15 protein-coding genes are annotated in these 17,772 nt (G+C 71.3%); 10 read left to right on the forward strand and 5 right to left on the reverse strand.

The features are described 5' to 3' along the window. Positions 1-4: 4 nt before the first annotated feature. A complete protein-coding gene (locus DEJ14_RS03495; protein WP_111085529.1) occupies positions 5-1,165 on the reverse strand; it encodes an inorganic phosphate transporter in 1,161 nt (386 codons plus the stop codon). 87 nt (positions 1,166-1,252) lie between these two features. Between DEJ14_RS03495 and DEJ14_RS03500 the strand changes: the two genes are divergently transcribed. The 4 genes from DEJ14_RS03500 to DEJ14_RS03515 all read left to right on the forward strand — a co-directional run bounded on the left by DEJ14_RS03500 (position 1,253) and on the right by DEJ14_RS03515 (position 4,256). Then, positions 1,253-2,125 (forward strand): alpha/beta hydrolase, encoded by an 873-nt coding sequence (locus DEJ14_RS03500; RefSeq protein ID WP_111085528.1) that lies wholly within the window; start codon positions 1,253-1,255, stop codon positions 2,123-2,125. Positions 2,126-2,247: 122 nt separating this feature from the next. Beyond that, on the forward strand, positions 2,248-2,715 hold the full coding sequence (locus DEJ14_RS03505) for a GNAT family N-acetyltransferase (RefSeq protein WP_111085527.1): 468 nt from the start codon (positions 2,248-2,250) through the stop codon (positions 2,713-2,715). Positions 2,716-2,724: 9 nt separating this feature from the next. Next, entirely contained in the window at positions 2,725-3,774 is a 1,050-nt protein-coding gene (gene lplAB / locus DEJ14_RS03510; protein ID WP_111085526.1) for a lipoate-protein ligase LplAB, read from the forward strand. A gap of 152 nt (positions 3,775-3,926) precedes the next feature. Continuing rightward, entirely contained in the window at positions 3,927-4,256 is a 330-nt protein-coding gene (locus tag DEJ14_RS03515) for a hypothetical protein (protein ID WP_111085525.1), read from the forward strand. A 34-nt stretch (positions 4,257-4,290) separates the two neighbouring features. Here the strand turns inward: DEJ14_RS03515 and DEJ14_RS03520 are convergent, their stop codons facing one another. Continuing rightward, positions 4,291-4,578 carry a GNAT family N-acetyltransferase gene (locus DEJ14_RS03520; RefSeq protein ID WP_111085524.1) on the reverse strand — a complete coding sequence of 96 codons (288 nt, stop codon included), beginning with the start codon at positions 4,576-4,578 and terminating at the stop codon, positions 4,291-4,293. 82 nt (positions 4,579-4,660) lie between these two features. Between DEJ14_RS03520 and DEJ14_RS03525 the strand changes: the two genes are divergently transcribed. After that, positions 4,661-5,551, forward strand: coding sequence for a site-specific DNA-methyltransferase (locus tag DEJ14_RS03525; RefSeq protein WP_181437548.1), 891 nt, complete (start codon positions 4,661-4,663; stop codon positions 5,549-5,551). Between the two features lie 360 nt (positions 5,552-5,911). Here DEJ14_RS03525 and DEJ14_RS03530 read toward each other — a convergent pair whose 3' ends face one another. The 3 genes from DEJ14_RS03530 to DEJ14_RS03540 form a co-directional block, all read right to left on the reverse strand. After that, entirely contained in the window at positions 5,912-8,392 is a 2,481-nt protein-coding gene (locus DEJ14_RS03530; RefSeq protein WP_111085523.1) for an MDR family MFS transporter, read from the reverse strand. 193 nt (positions 8,393-8,585) lie between these two features. After that, positions 8,586-9,830, reverse strand: a complete 1,245-nt coding sequence (locus tag DEJ14_RS03535; RefSeq protein ID WP_111085522.1) for a glycoside hydrolase 5 family protein — start codon at positions 9,828-9,830, stop codon at positions 8,586-8,588. 13 nt (positions 9,831-9,843) lie between these two features. Continuing rightward, positions 9,844-10,890: a LacI family DNA-binding transcriptional regulator gene (locus DEJ14_RS03540; protein ID WP_111085521.1), complete on the reverse strand. Its 1,047-nt coding sequence runs from the start codon at positions 10,888-10,890 to the stop codon at positions 9,844-9,846. A gap of 121 nt (positions 10,891-11,011) precedes the next feature. Between DEJ14_RS03540 and DEJ14_RS03545 the strand changes: the two genes are divergently transcribed. Genes DEJ14_RS03545 through DEJ14_RS03565 form a run of 5 tightly spaced genes read left to right on the forward strand, consistent with a single transcriptional unit; the run spans position 11,012 to position 17,733 of the window. Continuing rightward, positions 11,012-12,301: an ABC transporter substrate-binding protein gene (locus DEJ14_RS03545; protein WP_111085520.1), complete on the forward strand. Its 1,290-nt coding sequence runs from the start codon at positions 11,012-11,014 to the stop codon at positions 12,299-12,301. 30 nt (positions 12,302-12,331) lie between these two features. Further along, positions 12,332-13,270 carry a carbohydrate ABC transporter permease gene (locus tag DEJ14_RS03550; protein ID WP_111085519.1) on the forward strand — a complete coding sequence of 313 codons (939 nt, stop codon included), beginning with the start codon at positions 12,332-12,334 and terminating at the stop codon, positions 13,268-13,270. Positions 13,271-13,307: 37 nt separating this feature from the next. After that, positions 13,308-14,162, forward strand: coding sequence for a carbohydrate ABC transporter permease (locus DEJ14_RS03555; protein ID WP_111085518.1), 855 nt, complete (start codon positions 13,308-13,310; stop codon positions 14,160-14,162). Continuing rightward, the gene (locus tag DEJ14_RS03560; protein ID WP_111085517.1) at positions 14,159-16,462 is read left to right on the forward strand and encodes a glycoside hydrolase family 3 protein; all 2,304 of its coding nucleotides are present in this window, start codon (positions 14,159-14,161) and stop codon (positions 16,460-16,462) included. The genes DEJ14_RS03555 and DEJ14_RS03560 overlap by 4 nt, the downstream gene beginning before the upstream one ends. Continuing rightward, a complete protein-coding gene (locus DEJ14_RS03565; RefSeq protein WP_284180243.1) occupies positions 16,459-17,733 on the forward strand; it encodes a glycoside hydrolase family 125 protein in 1,275 nt (424 codons plus the stop codon). Before DEJ14_RS03560 ends, DEJ14_RS03565 begins: the two co-directional genes overlap by 4 nt. The last annotated feature ends 39 nt before the right edge of the window (positions 17,734-17,772 follow it).

Raw genomic sequence — 17,772 nt, forward strand, 5'->3', positions numbered from 1 at the left:
CCCCTCAGTTCTGCGCGCCGGCCGGCTGCGGCTCGGCCTGGTCGGTGGGTTCGGTCGATCCGGCGGCGACGTCGTCGTGCGAGATCGGCTTGCGCTTCGCGAGGAAGTAGAACGTCAAGCCACCGGCCAGGGCGAGCACCGCCACCAGCACGAGGCCGACCGCCGAGGTCGAGGCGAGCCACGTCGCCAACCCGCCGACCACCGCGGCCGCCGGCAGCGTGATCACCCACGCGACGGCGATGCGGCCGACGACCGACCAGTGCACGTCGGCGAGCTTCTTGCCGAGCCCGGACCCGATCACTGAACCGCTGGTGACGTGCGTCGTCGACAGGGCGAAGCCGAGGTGCGAGGAGATGAGGATCGTCGCGGCGGAACTCGTCTCGGCCGCGAAGCCCTGCGGCGACTGCACGTCGGAGATCTTCTTCCCGACCGTCTGCATGATCCGCCAGCCGCCCGTGTAGGTACCGAGGCCGATCGCGAGTCCACAGGCCAGGATCACCCAGAGCGCCGGGCCCGTGCCGCTGTCCTGGTAGTTCGCGGCGATGAGCGTGAGCGTGATGACACCCATCGTCTTCTGCGCGTCGTTGGTGCCGTGCGCGAGCGACACCAGCGACGCCGAGACGGTCTGGCCGTGCCGGAAGCCCGTCGCCGCACCGTGCGTCGTGGCGTTCTTCGTGAGCACGTACGCCAGGTAGGTGGCCACCAGGGCGATGACCCCGGCGATGACCGGTGAGAGCAGCGCCGGCAGCACGACCTTCGACACCACCGTCGCCCAGTCGACCGAATTCAGTCCGGCGCCGATGATCGATGCGCCGATCAGCCCGCCGAACAGCGCGTGCGTCGACGACGAGGGCAGCCCGAGGTACCACGTGGCGAGGTTCCAGAGGACCGCACCGACCAGCCCGGCGAAGATCATCGTGGGGGAGATGTGGACGCCGTCCTGGCCCTCGCGGATGATGCCCTGCGAGACGGTCTTGGCGACCTCGGTGGAGAGGAACGCGCCGACCACGTTGAGGACGGCGGAGATGAGCACGGCGGTCCGGGGCTTGAGCGCCCCGGTGGCGACCGACGTGGCCATGGCGTTGGCGGTGTCGTGGAACCCGTTCGTGAAGTCGAACACGAGGGCCACCACGATCACGAGCACGACGATGACGAGGACGTCCATGACCGGGACGGTAGGCCCGCCTCGAACCCGCTGCGTGAACGCCGGATGAACAGGTGCGTGGGAGTACCCGTCTGCGAGGATCCTCACGTGCCCATCTTCTCCGCAGCGCGAGGCGACGCCTCGTTCACCGACGCCCACGGCGTCGAGATCGTCTACTCGACCTGGCGAGCCGCACGCCCCAAGGGCATCGTGCAGATCGCGCACGGCGTCGGCGAGCACGGGTTGCGGTACGAGCCGTTGGCACAGGACCTCGTCCGCGCCGGGTACACCGTGCACGCGAACGACCACCGCGGGCACGGGCGCACCGGCCTCGGCCAGTGGGACGGCGACCACGCCAAGCTCGGTCGGCTCGGCCCCGGCGGACTGCGCGCCGCGATCGCCGCAGTCGAGCAGATGGGGGAGGTCGCCCGTGCGGACACCCCCGGCGTGCCCCTGGTGCTGCTCGGGCACTCATGGGGCTCGCTCATGGCGCAGCGGATCGTGAACAGCTCGTCGGAGTCGTGGGACGGGGTCGTGCTCTCCGCCACCGCCTACCGGCTGCCCGGCTGGATGAACAGCGGCGACCTCAACGCCCGGCACGCGGGCTCCGGTCCGACCAAGTTCGAGTGGCTCACCCGCGACCGGAAGATCATCGACGCGATGTCCGTCGACCCGCTCGCCGTCGAGGCCGACGTCATCGGCCTGTTCGGCCTGCCCGACACACTCCGGCTGCTCGGGGTCCCGCGGCGGGGGATCCAGCACGACCTGCCCATGCTGCTGCAGGTCGGGTCCGACGACGCCCTCGGTGGGCCGCGGTCGGTCGAGCGGCTGGCGCAGGCCTACCGGCGGCGCGGAGGACTGTCCGACGTCACGGTGCAGGTCTACGAGGGCGCGCGGCACGAGGTCTACAACGAGACGAACCGCGACGAGGTCGTGGCCGACCTGGTCGCATGGCTGGACCGGGTGACGGCGCGTCGTTGAGGCGACGACGAGAGAACTGACGGGGCGCGGTGTGGGCGGGCGACGGTGCGGACGGGAGGCCGTGGCGGGCCCGCCACGGGCCTCCCGTCCGGCACACGGATGCGGATGACGACCGGAGTGACGTGGACGAGGTGACCGTCGCGGTCCTCGACCTGGCATCGGTCGAGACAGTCGAGCGGCGCGAGCCCGCGGGGAGGCAGTACGTGCGCCCTGCGTTCGCGGCCCAGACGCGCGGCGAGCAGACCGTCCTGGTCGCGTGGATCGACGGGGTGCCGGTCGGCTCGGGCGAGGTGACCGCTGATGCCCGGCCCGAGCTCCGGAACCTCCGCGTCGACGCGGACCGGAGAGGTCAGGGCGTCGGGACCCGCCTCATCGCGGCGGCCGAGGCGCTGGCCGCCGACCGGGGCGTGCTGCGGATCGGAGTCGCGCTCGACAACCCCGACGCACGGCGGCTCTACCAACGGCAGGGGTACGCCCCCACGGGCGAGATCGAGGAGTACGAGTACACGTACGTCGACGACGACGACCAGCGGGTGACGGTCCGCGAGGCGTCCGAGTACCTCGAGAAGGACCTGCCCGCGCGGGCGTAGGCTCGACGCGTGCACGGTGAGTACAAGGTCCCAGGCGGAAAACTGGTCGTCGTCGACCTCGACGTGGTCGACGGTGACATCCAGGAGTTCCGGCTCGCCGGCGACTTCTTCCTCGAACCCGACGACGCGCTGCCGCTCATCGACACGGCCGTCAACGGGCTGCCGGCGACGACCGACGCGGCCGGCATCGCCGCGGCCGTCCGTGCAGCGCTCCCGGCCGACGCCGTGCTGCTCGGCTTCACGCCCGAGTCCGTCGGGGTCGCCGTCCGCCGCGCGCTGTCCCGAGCGTCGTCATGGCAGGACTACGACTGGCAGATCATCCACGAGGGCCCGATCAGCCCGAACGAGCACCTCGCACTCGACCAGGTGCTGACCGAAGAAGTCGGCGCCGGACGTCGCGGTCCGACCCTGCGCATCTGGGAGTGGGACCAGCCCGCGGTCGTCATCGGGTCGTTCCAGTCGCTGAAGAACGAGGTCGACCCGGCCGGTGCCGAGAAGTTCGGTGTGCAGGTGGTGCGGCGGATCTCCGGTGGCGGCGCGATGTTCATGGACGCCGGCGCGATCATCTCCTACTCGCTCTACGTCCCTGCCGACCTGGTGCAGGGCATGACGTTCGCGGACTCCTACGCCTACCTGGACGAGTGGGTGATCGAGGCGCTGAAGTCCCTCGGCATCGACGCGTACTACCAGCCGCTCAACGACATCACCTCGGCCAAGGGCAAGATCGGCGGCGCTGCGCAGAAGCGCCTCGGCACCGGATCCCTGCTCCACCACGCCACCATGAGCTACGACATGGACGGCGAGAAGATGGTGCAGGTCCTGCGGATCGGGCGCGAGAAGATGAGCGACAAGGGGACCACGTCGGCCGCGAAGCGCGTGGACCCACTGCGCTCGCAGACCGGGCTGTCCCGCGCCGAGATCATCGACCGGCTGATCGGCACGTTCACGAAGCTGTACGGGGCGACTCCCGGCGCGGTGACCGATGCCGAGCGCGAGAAGGCGCAGGAGCTGGTGCGGACGAAGTTCGCGACGAAGGAGTGGCTCGAGCGGGTGCCGTGAGCGGCTCGTGGTGGGCGGCCGGAGCAGAGGGGGGACGCTCCGGCCGCCGCTCGACCAGTGTGACGACCGACTCCATGAACCACACGTGCGGATCATGAGAATCCCCCGCGCGGCTGATGTCGTGGCCGGATCGTCCACGTAGCGTCGCTCGCGTGAACTGGTTGATCTTCCTGGGGGCGGTGGCCGCCGTGGCCGTCGTGGTGTGGATCGCCGATCGCGTGGGGTGGATCGACCTGTCGAACAAGTCCACGCGCAGCGGCGGATCCGGAGGCATAGGCGGGATGCTGGACGAGGTGTTCGCGCCGACCCGCCACGAGACGGGGGCCGAGTACGAACGGCAGTCGCGCCTCCCGAAGGAGGCACCGTCACCGGCGGACGACGACCACGACCTGCTCAGCGGCAGCGTGCTCATCAAGGTGCCGACGGTGCGGAGCGCCGGTCGGCACGAAGCGCGCGTCGGGACGCACGACCGGTCGTACTGACCGGACGGCGGTCGCCGGCCGCTCGCCGTGCGCGTCAGCGCGTCGTGAGTTCCTGGTAGTCCGGGTGCCGCTCGATCCACGCGTGCACGTAGCTGCACTGCGCGACGACCCGTCGTGACGAGTTCGCGCGCACGTCGTCGAGCGCGTGCTGCACGAGGAGCGACGCGTGCCCACCACCGCGGTGCTCGGGATCGACTTCGGTGTGCACGAAGCGGATCTCGTCGCCGTCGATCTCGTACGCAGCGAGGCCGATGACCTCGCCGTCCTCGACCAGGGAGTACTGCTGCTCGTCGGTGTCGTTGCGGACCTCGGGTGCTGCCATGCGCCGAGGCTACGCCGCGAGGCCGAGTCGCCGCTGGCTTCGCTGGCTGCGCTGGCTGCGCTGGCTGCGCCACAATGGTCCCGTGCACACGGGAGACGACCGAGGCCCGGACCGCGTGGTCCTCGGCGACGCCCTCGACGTGACCCCGGCGCTCGCCGACGGCACGTTCACCCTCGTGTACCTCGACCCGCCGTTCAACACGGGGCGGTACCAGCGGCGGCATGCTTCGTCTGCGGTGCCGAGCGCCGACGGGCCGGTGATGGGGTTCCACGGACGGACCTACGAGCGGGTCCGCGGTGACCTGATGCGGTTCGACGACCGGTTCGAGGACTACTGGACGTTCCTCGAGCCCCGGCTGATCGAGGCCTGGCGACTCCTCACCACCGACGGCACCCTGTACCTGCACCTCGACTACCGCGAGTCGCACTACGCCAAGGTCCTGCTCGACGCGCTGTTCGGCCGCGAGTCGTTCCTCAACGAGATCGTCTGGGCCTACGACTACGGCGCCAAGTCCAAGTCGCGGTGGCCGACCAAGCACGACACGATCCTGGTCTACGTGAAGGACCCGTCGCAGTACTGGTTCGACTCGTCGGCGGTCGACCGCGAGCCGTACATGGCGCCGGGGCTCGTCACACCGGAGAAGCGCGAGCGCGGCAAGCTCCCCACCGACGTCTGGTGGCACACGATCGTGTCGCCGACCGGCAAGGAGAAGACCGGCTACCCGACGCAGAAGCCCGAGGGCGTGCTGCGGCGGATCGTGCAGGCGTCGTCACGCGAGGGCGACTGGGTGCTCGACTTCTTCGCCGGCAGCGGGACGACCGGCGCGGTGGCCTCGGCGCTCGGTCGGCGGTACGTACTGGTGGACGACAACCCGGCCGCGGTCGAGGTCATGCGGAAGCGGTTGCCGGCGGCCTCGTTCGAGGTGGCGGGTGCGGGGCCGGATGGTCGCGCGGACGAGGTGCCCGCGGGCTGACGGGCGCGGCGGCGGCGGTGGCGCGTGGGTGGCGGCGCGAGTGCGTGCGCGGGGGTGCATGCGGGTGCACGGTGCGAGGTTCCACGAGGTGATCGACGCGCGTTCGGTCGGAACATGCACACGCACACGATGCGGGTGCATCGTGCGACGTTCCACGAGGTGATCGACGCGTGGATCGTCGGAACATGCACACGCACCGAGGGCGCGCAGTGCGACATCCTCGACGTCGTACGACATCGAGGACGACCCAACTGCGCGCTCGCAACAGTTGCACGCACGCCGAGACGACGAGGTTGACGTCGTGCGACGTCGACCTTGTCGTTCCGAGTCGGCAGGGCAGGCCTGCTCCTGCGCCCGCGCCTACTCGGCCGAGTGCCGCCCGTGCGGGTGCGCCTCGTCCGCGTCGTCCAGCCGGGAGGCCCGACTCGCCTCCGCAGCGTCGGCCCCGGTCGCAGGGGCGCCGGCGTCCACCACCGGGGCAGCGTGTGCGGCCCTGGTCCGGATCGCACCGGTCGTCGTCGGGGGCTCGTCGACCGGCGCTGCCGCCGAGTGGGCGCCGTGCGTCGTGGCGTCGGGCAGCGGAGCACGGGTGTCATCCGTGGCGACGTCGTTCGACAGCACGTCGTCGGGCAGCACGTCGTCGGGCAGCACCGACACGTCTGACGATCCGGCAGCGCGTGCTGACCGGGGCCGGGCGGGCACGTCGGGCGAGGTCGGCACCGAGTCCGACGACGCGATCGCCGCCGAACCCGATCCGTCGCCGGCACCCGAACCGGCACCCGCACCGGCTGCCGCAGCGTCAGCGTCAGCGGTCCGTGCGGCGTCCGCCTGCTCCTGCAGTGCGGACGTCTTGCGCAGCGGCGGCACCCGGAAGAACCAGGTCAGCACGAACGCGAGCAGGATCACCGCGAGGCCGACGTAGTACACGCGGACGGCCGAGTCGCTGAAGCCGACCAGGAACGGACGGGTGAGTCGCTTGTCCGCCCCGTTCAGGAACGAGGTGTCGCTCGTCGCCGCGGAACCGGACGAGCTCGCACTCGAATCGCCGCTCTTCAGCTGCTTGATGAGCGTCGGGGCGACCTCGTCGACGACGTTCTCGCGCTGTGCCTTGTCCGAGTAGTCGACCTGCAGCGTGCCGTCGACGACGGTCGCGTTCGCCTTGGCCGCAGCCGTCTCGAGGGCCTGCTGCTCGGCGGCCGGCTTGGCGTCGTCGACCTGCTGGGCGATGACGGTGTCGGCTGCGGCGGCGGGGAGCTTGCCGGCCGCGACCTGCTGCTGCACGGCGGCCGTGACCTGCTTCGTGACGGCGGCGTCGGCGGCTTCCTTCGCCTGCACGGCGCCGTCGTTCAGGCCGTCCTGCACGTTCTTCTGCACGGGATCGACGATCTTCGTCCAGATCTGGTCCATCACGCCCTTGTTCTCGGACGCGTTCGCGACCGAGGGGGTGAGCGCGGCGTTGAGGGCGCTCTTCAGGTCGGTCTCGTTCTGCATCGCCGCGGTGATGTTCGTCGGCATCAGGGTGAACAGGACGGACAGCAGCACGGCGGTGCCCATGGTGCCGCCGATCTGCCGGAAGAACGTCGCGGCGCTGGTGGCGACGCCGATGTCACGCGGGGACACCGAGTTCTGCGCCGCGAGGGTCAGCGTCTGCATGAGCTGCCCGAGCCCGAGGCCGATGCCGAACATGCCGAGCATCAGGAACCAGAGGGGGCGGTCGGCGGTCAGGAACGTCAGGACCGTGAAGCCGATGGCCGTGAACGCCGTGCCCGTGATCGGGAAGACCTGGTAGTTGCCGGTCCGCGAGATGATCTGGCCCGAGGCGATCGACGAGATCATCAGACCGAGCACCATCGGGAGCATCGCGAACCCGGACTCGGTCGGGGTGACGCCCTTCACGATCTGCAGGTACAGCGGGATGGTCAGCATCGCGCCGAACATGCCGAAGCCGACGAGCACGGACAGGATCGCGGACATCGAGAACACCCGCGAGCCGAACAGCTTCATCGGCAGGATCGCGTCGCTGCCCATCGCCCGTTCGACGATGATGAACGCGATCAGGCCGGCTGCACCGATGCCGTAGCAGGCGAAGGCGCCGGGGGAGCTCCAGCCCCACTCGCGGCCCTGTTCGGCGATCAGCAGTAACGGCACGAGGGTGACGATGACGAGCGTCGCGCCCCACCAGTCGATGCGGGGCTTGCCGCGGTCGCCGAACTTCGGCAGGTGCAGGAACGTCAGCACCATGAACAGCGCGATGACGCCGATCGGCACGTTGATCAGGAACACCCAGCGCCAACCGGAGATGAACAGCAGCTCGCTCGCGCCGGCGAAGACGCCACCGACGAGCGGACCGATCACGGACGAGATGCCGAAGACCGCCAGGAAGTAGCCCTGGTACTTCGCCCGCTCGCGGGGGGCGAGCATGTCGCCCATGATCGCCAGCGGCAGGGACATCAGGCCACCGGCACCGAGGCCCTGCAGCGCACGGAACCCGGCGAGCATGAGCATCGAGGTCGAGAACGACGCGAGGAACGACCCGACGATGAAGATGCCGATCGCGGTGATGAACAGCGGCCGCCGACCGAAGATGTCGGAGAGCTTGCCGTAGATCGGCGTCGTCACGGTCGAGGCGATCAGGTACCCGGTGGTGACCCAGGCCTGCTGGTCGAGGCCGTGCAGGTCGTCACCGATGGTGCGGATCGCGGTGCCGACGATCGTCTGGTCGAGGGCTCCGAGGAACATCCCGGCCATCAGGCCGTAGATCACCAACAGGATCTGTCGGTGGTTCATCACGACGTTGGACGCCGTGGAGGGGGCCGCGGGTGCGGTCGCCGTCTGGGTCATGAGCAGGGTCTCCCGGTACCGATGCGCTGGCGAAACGATTTTTGCGCTGCCTGCAAAGTTACATCTGCCGCAAGTGCTCGGTTGCTCAGGAGCGGCTTCCTGTGTGGATCGGCAGTCACGGTACGCCCGGATCGCGGGATCGCGGGATCGGTGACGATCCGGGGACACGACCGGGAGGCCCGGCTCGGCCCCGTCAGACCGCTGCGGTCTCCACGACCCGGGTCACACCGCGTGCCGCCAGCGCCGCGGGCTCGGCTGCGGTCCGGCTCGTCACGACGGCCACTGCCTCGCCGGCGGCGCGCAGGCGGTGCCAGCGCTCGAAGACGGCGCCGCCCGGTGCCAGGTCCGCCCGACGGATCGGCAGGTCGGCCTCGTCGACGTCGACCACGACGGCACTCGTGCGCGGGGTCGGGAGCGGGGCGGAGCGTCGTGCGTCGGCGACGACCTCGGCGTAGCGCCGGCCGAGCGGCTTCACGCGGTTGTCGACGTCGAGCAGACCGAGCGAGTACTCCAGGTCCTTGAAGTCGCCCAGGTCGCGGGAGACGTCGTGGGAGCACCACCACGTGACCGCGTGCAGGCGTTCGGTCGTGAGGGCCGCGGCGACCGTGCGCTCGAGGAACTCGGGCATCTCGGACTCGGCGAGGTGCCGGTCGGGCGCCCCGACCTCCTGCAGCCAGACGGGTCGCTCGAGGTCGGTGGCGAAGGCGCGGGCGAGCTCGATCATCCACTCGGCGTGCCGGACGGACTCGTCGGAGAGTGCGCCGTACCGACCGGCCACCCCGTTGAAGATCCAGGAGTGCACGGTCGTGACGTCTCCGAGCCGGCTGGCGTGCGCCGGCACGAACGGGTGGCCGTCGCGGTACCAGAGGTGGTCGTTCTCGGAGTGCGTGACGACGTGCCGCGGGTCCTTGTCGCGGGGTGCGCCGAGCAGGGACTCGAGCCAGTGCGTCACCTGCGCGGTGTCGGCGGGCATCGCGGCGGGGTTCGGGGGCTGGAACTGGTTGAGCTCGTTGCCCAGGGTCAGCCCGGTGAAGTTCGGGCGGTCGCGCACCGCGTCGTACACGGCGGCCACGAGGGCGGCCTGCGCGTCGATCGCCGGCTGGTCGGTGAACATGTTGCCGTCGTGCCAGTTCACGAGCCACGCGGGGACGAAGTCGAAGCCGGACATGTGCCCCTGGACGACGTCGACACTGGCGTCCAGTCCGAACTCGGCGGCGATGTCGACCACCAGGGCCACGTCGTCGAGGGCCCGTCGGCGGATGAGCGTGCGGTTCGGCTGCAGGGTCGGCCACAGCGGGAACAGCCGGACGTGGTCGAGGCCGAGGGCGGCGATCGCCTCGAGGTCGCGGCGGATCGCTGATTCCTCCACCGACTGCCACTGGAACATCCAGTCGGTCGAGGGCACGTAGTTCACGCCGAAGCGCGTGGCGGTGGTCATCGGTCTCCTTCGATCAGGGAACGGTGGCGGCGGCTGGGGCGGGGCCGGTCGAGCCGCGGACGTGCAGGGCGCGCCCGCCGACCTCGGCATCGGTGACCTCGTCGCCGCGGACGAGTCGTTCGACCAGGGCGACGGCGGTGCGGGCGGACTCCTCGACGGGGGCGTCCAGGGCGGTCAGCGACGGACGCACGATCGACGAGACCCACGAGTCCTCCCACGCGACGACGGACAGGTCCTCGGGCACGCGGACGCCGAGTTCAGGGGCGTGCGCGATCACCTCGGCCGCGATCGCCTCGCCGTCCAGGACGATCGCGGTGGCGCGGTCCAGTCGGGCGAGCAGGTCGGCCACCGGGTCCTCGGCATCGGCTCGCCATCCGAGCACGAGCGCGTCCACGCCCCGGCGCGCGGCTGCTGCGGTGAAGCGGGCGTCGCGGGCGCCGGTGTGCGCGAGTGCCGGGCCGTCCCCGACGCGGGCGATCCGGCGGTGCCCGAGCGAACCGAGGTGGTCGAGCAGGGACTCGGTCGCGTCGGCGTCGCCCACGGTGACCGCCGGGACGGTGCTGCCGGCGATCGGTGCGCCGAGCATGACGGCCGGGGCCGCCAGGTGCTGCAGCATCGGGATGCGGGGGTCGTCGGTGCGGACGTCGACGAGCAGGAAGCCGTCGACCCGCTGCTCGGTCCACCACTGCCGGTAGACGGCGGCTTCGTCGTCGGCCTGCACGAGGGTGACGGACAGCGACCAGCCGATGGCGGCGAGGGGTTCGGTCAGGCCGGCGATCAGCCGCATCGTGAACGGGTCGCGCTGGAAGGTGTCGCGTGAGCGGGCGAGGACCAGTCCCAGACTGTGACCCGCGTTGCCGGAGAGCTTGCGGCTCGCCAGGTTCGGTCGCCAGTTCAGGTCGTCGGCGGCCTTGCGGATGCGGGCCGCGGTGGCGGCGGACACGTTCGGCCGCCCGTTGAACACGTGCGAGACCGCCGAGGTCGAGACGCCGGCGCGCTTGGCGACCTGCGCGATGGTCACGCGGCGTCGGTCGACGGCTCCGGCGGTGGTGTCGCTCATGCCGTCGAGCGTAGAGGCTTGACCACGCCGTGTAAAGCGGTATACGTTGCTCGTCACCTGAAGTACACCGCTGTACCAAATGCATCGCGATCGCTCCACCATCCACTGCCAGGGAGGCACCGTGACGGACGGCATCAGTAGGCGCACCCTCATCGGGGCCGGGCTCGGCGCCGGCATCCTCGCGCCGATCCTGGCCGGGTGCAGCGCCCTCACCCCGGCCTCGAGCGGCCCCGGCACGCTGAGTGTGCACACGCAACTCAGCGGCGCGGTCGCGGGTGCGCAGACGTTCACGGACGTCGTCGCCGCCTACCGCCGCCGCACGGACCGCAAGGTCGCCCTGCTGTCGAACGGGTCCGACCTGCCGATCGTCTTCGAGACGAGTTCCCTCGCCGGCAAGGAAGCCGACGTCGCGATCGTGAACATGGTCGGGCGGACGTTGTCCTGGACGGGTGAGGACGCCACGATCGACGTCTCCCGGTACCTCGACGAGTGGGACCTGCGCGACAAGATCATCCCCGAGGCGCTCGAGGAGTGGACCGACGACCAGGGCCGGCTCCGGGCGTTCCCGTTCACCCGGACGAACTGGCCGGTGTCGTTCAACACGGCGCTGCTCGAACAGGCCGGAGTCAGCGAGATCCCGACGACCTCCGACGCGCTCATCGCCGCCGCCGACCGCCTGCGCTCCGCCGGCATCGGGCCGGTCACCGTCGGCGGGTCGGACTGGAGCGGGCAGAAGCTCCTCATGCAGGTGATCCAGGGGTTCGTGTCCCAGGACGAAGCGGCGGAGGTCTTCTCCACGGGCAGGATCTCGGAGAGCGCCGGTGCGGTCCGCGGCGTCGAGCACTTCGTCGAGCTCCGCGACGCCGGGGTCTTCGTGGACTCGGTGCAGGGCTTCACCTCGGACTCCGAACTGACGCAGTTCACCACGCGCAAGGCCGCGATCGTCCCCGCGATGTCCTCCGCCCTGGCGCTGGTGTCGAAGGAACGCGCGAAGGAGGTCACCGTGGGCGGCTGGCCGGTCCCCTCGCAGCACGCGGCCATCGCGCACCCGAGCGTCATCAAGAGCTACAACGGGCACGGCATCTGGATCAGCGAGAACGGCCGGGCGAAGCTCGACCTCATCAAGCCGTTCGTGCAGTACCTGTACTCGTCGGCGGTGACGACCGAGTTCGTCCTCGACTCCGGCCGCGACATGAGCCGGATCACCGACACGGTCAGCCGCGACTTCCCGCTCGTCGCCCAGGCGTCGAAGCTCACCGACGACCAGGTCACCCCGGTGATGCTGCCCGACCTGCTCGTGCCCGACTCGGCGTACGAGCCGATGATCCGCGCGACCAGCCTGGCGTACGGCTCGGGCACCTCGGCCGACCGCATCATCGACCTCTTCGAGCGCGCCTACACGGCCGCCTGACCCACCCGACCCTGCGAGAAGGAGCTCCCCATGGCAGTGCTCGTCGAGGAACCACCCGTCCGGTCGGCGTCGACCCCGCCCGGGCCCGCCCGCCGCGGATCCCGCGCCGTCGGCAGCACCCGCGGCAGCTTCCCGACCTTCGCGATCCCGGCGCTGGTCTGGTACGGCCTGTTCATGATCGGGCCGGTCGTCGCGATGATCGTGATCGCCTTCCTGAGTTGGCCCGGCATGCTCGTCTCGCCGACGTTCGCGGGGCTCGACAACTTCCGGGTGCTGTTCTCCGACGAGACGTTCTGGGCCGCGGTCCGGAACAGCACGGTGCAGATCGTGGTGGGGCTGCCGATCATGATCGTGCTGGCGTTCTTGCTCGCCTTCCACGTCGTGCAGAAGCCGCGCGGGCACAAGGTGCTCCGCTACCTGCTCTTCATCCCGGCGCTCATCTCGGCACCGGCCACGGCGATGATGTTCTACGCGATGCTCAACCCCGACGGCCTGGTCAACGGGGTGCTCGCGACGCTCGGCCTCGGCGGCAAGGCCTGGCTGGCCGACCCCGCGACCGCCCTCGGCGCGCTCATCGTCGTCGACCTGTGGGCCGGCATCGGGTACTCGGCGGTGCTCATCGCGAGCCGGCTCGACGGCGTCGACACCGAGGTCGTGCAGGCTGCGCGCATGGACGGCGCCGGATCGTGGCGGCTGGCGTGGGGTGTGTACTGGCCGATCGCCCGCGACTTCATCGGGGTGGTGGCGATGCTGCAGTTCCTGTCGATGCTCTTCAGCTCGGCGCAGAACGTGCTCCTGCTGACCCAGGGCGGCCCGGGCACCGCGACCACGACGCTGTCGTACCTCGTGTACCAGAAGGCGTTCGTCGACACCGACCTCGGCTACAGCCAGGCCGTCGGCGTCGTCCTGTTCGTGCTCGGACTCGCCGGGATGTTCGTCATCCGTCGGGTCCTGCGCAAGACCCACTGACCGACCGCCCCTGACCGACAGACCCCGGGAGACCACCATGGCGAAACCCACCGCCGGCATCCGGCTGCGTGACCGGATCGGCTCCATCACGAGCGGCACCGTGGCGTGGATCTACGCCGCCCTGCTGATCCTGCCCTTCTACTACTTCGTGGTGTCGTCGTTCAAGGACAACGACGGCATCTTCGAGTCCCCGTTGGCGCTGCCCGCGTCGTGGGACCTGTCGAACTTCACCGAGGCGATCCGCCAGGCCTCGCTCGGAACGGCCATCGCGAACTCGGCGATCACGACGGTGGCGGCCCTGGTGCTGACCCTCGTCCTCGCGCTGCCGGCGTCGTTCGCCCTCGCCCGGGCGACCGGCCGCGCCGGACGCATCGTCGAGGGACTGTTCTCGCTCGGGTTCCTCATCCCGTCGTTCGCGGCGCTGTTCCCGACGTTCCTGCTCGCCGCCGGGATGGGGCTGTTCCACACCCGGACGTTCCTCGTGCTCCTGCTGCCGGCGACCGCGATGCCCCTGGCCGTCGTGATCCTGACGCAGTTCATGCGGACGATCCCGCGCGAGCTGGAGGAGGCCGCGTCGATGGACGGCGCCTCGGCGTGGCAGGTGATGCGCCAGGTGTACCTGCCGATCTGCATCCCGGGCATCGCCACGGTGCTGCTGCTGAACTTCCTGTCGTTCTGGAACGAGTACCTGTACGCCCTGGTGCTCATCGGGCCGGACACCGCGCAGCGGACGATCCAGGTGGCGCTCCCGACGCTGAAGGTCGACGCCGGCACCGACTACGGGATGCTCATGGCCGGCACGCTGTTCACGCTGCTGCCGGTGTACCTCGTGTACTCGATCCTGCAGCGCCAGATGCAGCGCGCCCTGGTCTCCGGAGCGATCAAGGGATGACCGGGCACCGGACCGCGACCAGCCTCGACGTCTGTGCCCGCATCGGCCAGCTCAACCAGCGCCTGAAGGGCTGGGAGGCCGTCCGCTGGGTCGACGGCCGCCCGCGGGTCACCGACGTCCTGCGCGCCGAGGTCGACCGGTGGGGCGGGATCGGCGCGGTCTACGGTGTGCTCCGCGCCGACCCCTGGTCCGGCGTGCACTGGGGCAACGGCATCCCACCCGAACGCTCCGCCGAGGCCTACGCCGCCGTGCAGGACCACGTCGTCGCGCACAGTGACGGCGGCGTCCCCACGCTCTTCGTCGAGGAGGTCCCGCACGGGCTGCAGGCCCTCGGCGGCACGACGGTGCCGGTGAACCTCGCCCTCGGCGCCGCGATGGACGAGGAGCTCGTCGAGGACCTCGCGGCCGCGGTCGCCGCCGAGGTCCGCGCCCGCGGTACCCACGTCGCCCTCGTCTCCGGGCTCGACGTCCTGCGCGATCCCCGGTGGGGCCGGAGCGAGGAGTGCTGGTCCGAGGACGCCGCGCTCGCCGCGATCATGGTCGCCGCCACCGTCCGGGGTATGCAGGGCGGTGGCCCGGGCCCGATCGACGACCGGCACGTCGCGGTCGTCGCGAAGCACCTGGCCGGGCAGGGCGCCGGCATCGGCGGGCGGAACGGCTCCGGTGCCCCGATCGGCCGCCGCGAGCTCGCCGAGGTGCACCTGCCGCCGGCGCTCGCCGCGGCACGCGAACACGTCGCCGGGTTCATGGCGGCGTACAACGACGTCGACGGGGTGCCGTGCTGCGGCAACCGCGACCTGCTCACCACCACGATCCGCGACACCTGGGGCTGGGACGGGCTCGTGATGGCCGACGGCACCGCCATCGACCGGCTGCGCGACGTCACCCCCGATCCGGCCTCGGCGGCTGCGCTCGCGCTCCGTGCCGGGGTCGACCTGAGCCTGTGGGACGCGGCCTACACGCACCTCGACGAGGCACTGGACCGGGGCCTGATCAGCACCGACGACCTCGACCAGGCGGTGGAGCGCGTGCTCGCCCTGAAGCGCCGCGTCGGCCTGCTCGCGACGCCGACACCAGCACCACCAACGACACCAGCACCAGCACCAGCACCGACGCGCGCCGAGCCACCGGAAGGCGCGACCATCGCGCTCGCTGAGCGCGCCGCTCACCGCGCCGTGGTCGCCCTGGGCGGAGCGCTGCCCGCGATCGCACCCGACGCCGTCGTCGCCGTGGTCGGCCCGAACGCCGACGACGTCGACGCCCTGCTCGGCGACTACTCACCCCCGAGGCCGCCCGACGACCCCGGTGCGTCCACCGTCCGCTCCGCCCTGGAGGCCCGGCTCGGCCCCGCCCGGATCCGCACCGCCCGGGGCAGCGGGCTCCGACAGCCCCTGCCGGGCCCCGACGGGCTCCTCGCGGTCCGCACGGCGCTCCTCGGCGCCGACGTCGCGGTGGTGGTGCTCGGCGGCTCGAGTCGTCGCGCGTACGACGACGGCTTCGAGGACAACGGCGCCGTCAGTGGTCCGGCACCGGACACCACGAACGGTGAGGGGGTCGACCTGGCCTCGATCGCCGTGCCCGAGGCCCAGCTCGACGTGCTCCGCGCCGCCCGCGAGGGCGGTCTGCCGGTCGTCGCGGTCGTCGTCGACGGTCGACCACGTGTCCTGACCGAGGTGCTCGCCCTGGCCGACAGTGTGCTGGTCGTGCCGTTCCCGGGGCCCTCCGGCGGTCGAGCCGTCGCGGACGTGTTGTTCGGCGCCCCGGCCGAGGGGCGACTCCCCGCGACGTGGCCCGGCGCCGACGGCGTCCTGCCCGTGGCGCACGACGAGCGCCTCGAGACGGCACGCGGCTACGTCGACGTGACCAGCCGCTCGACCGTGACCGGTGCACCCGGGCCGGGTGGCGGGGTGGACGTCCGTCTGGCGGAGGGGAGCGATGCGGTGACTGCTGTGCGCCTCCTGGCCGGGGGGACGGTGACCGTCCCGGTGACGGTGCGCAACACGTCGGACGCGCACCGTCGGGTCGCGGTGCCCCTGTGGGGGCGGCGGCGTGAACCCGGTGTCCGTCCGCGACGACGACGACTGCTCGCCCTGGTGACGGTCGACGTGCCCGCCGGTGGGACCGTCGACACCGCGTACGCGCTCGGACTCGATGCGCTCGGCACGTGGGACGCTGGTCTCCGGCTCGGTGCACGGCCGCTCGAACTCGACTGCTGGACGGACGACGTGCTCGATCCACCCGGGTCGACGCGGACCGTCCGCGTCACCGACGGACAGGAGTCAGTGCGATGGGTGTCGTGACGCAGACGCAGCTCGAGGAGATCACCCCGACGCTGGTGGCGGCCGCCGACCGGGTCCGGGCCGCGGTCGGCACCGAGGTCGGCGACCGGGTGGAACGCGCGCTCGTCCGCACGCTGCGGGACACGATCTCGCTCGACGAGGACGGCGCCTTCGTGATCACGGGGGACATCCCGGCGATGTGGCTCCGGGACTCGACGACGCAGATGACGCCGTACCTGCGGTTCGTGGCGGACGACCCGGCGCTCGCGGACCTGCTCTGGGCGGTCGTGCGGCGGCAGTTCCGGCTGATCGAGCACGACCCGTACGCGAACTCGTTCAACCGCGAGCCGAACGGCGCGCACTACGACCCCGACGACCTGAACGCCGACCCGCTGGTGTGGGAGCAGAAGTACGAGGTCGACAGCCTGGCCTACCCGGTGACCTTCGCGCACGCGCTGTGGCGGGCGACCGGGTCGACCGCGGTGCTCGACGAGCGGGCCCACCGGGTGTTCCGCACGATCGTGGCGCAGTGGCGGGCCGAACAGGACCACGACACCTCGGCCTACCGGTTCGTGCGCGACGGGGCCATCCCGACCGAGACCCTCGCGCGCGACGGCCGCGGGACCCCGGTCGGGGTGACGGGCATGACGTGGTGCGGGTTCCGCCCGTCGGACGACGCCTGCACGTACGGCTACAACGTGCCCGCGAACCTGTTCGCCGCCGAGGCGCTGCTCGCCGTCGCCGCGATCGCGCGTGACGTCTGGTCCGACACCGGCCTGGCGGACGACGCCGACGTGCTGCGCGCGAGCATCCTGGACGGCGTCCGGCAGCACGGCGTCGTGCCCGGGCCGGCGGGCGAGGACGTCTACGCCTACGAGGTCGACGGGCTGGGCGGCGTGCTGCGCATGGACGACGCGAACACCCCGTCGCTGCTGTCCCTGCCGTTGTCGGCGCCGTCGGTGCTCGACGACTCGGTGTGGGCGGCGACGCGCGACTTCGTGCTGTCGCCGGCGAACCCGTACTGGTTCAGCGGCACCGCGGCGGCCGGGGTCGGCAGCCCGCACACGGTGCCGCAGCGGGTGTGGCCGATCGCCCTGGCGGTCGAGGGGCTCGTGTCCGGGTCGCCGGCGCGTCGCCGGGAACTGCTCGACGTGCTCGTGGCGACCGACGGCGGCACCGGCGACATGCACGAGTCGTTCGACGTCGAGGACCCGACGCGGTTCTCGCGCTCGTGGTTCTCGTGGGCGGACGCGATGTTCTGCGAACTGGCACTGGCGGCGGCCGAGGACTGATCCTCGGCCGCCGCCAGTGCGGGTCGTGCGGGTGACCGA

Source organism: Curtobacterium sp. MCJR17_020 (genome assembly GCF_003234365.2).
Lineage (GTDB): Bacteria > Actinomycetota > Actinomycetes > Actinomycetales > Microbacteriaceae > Curtobacterium.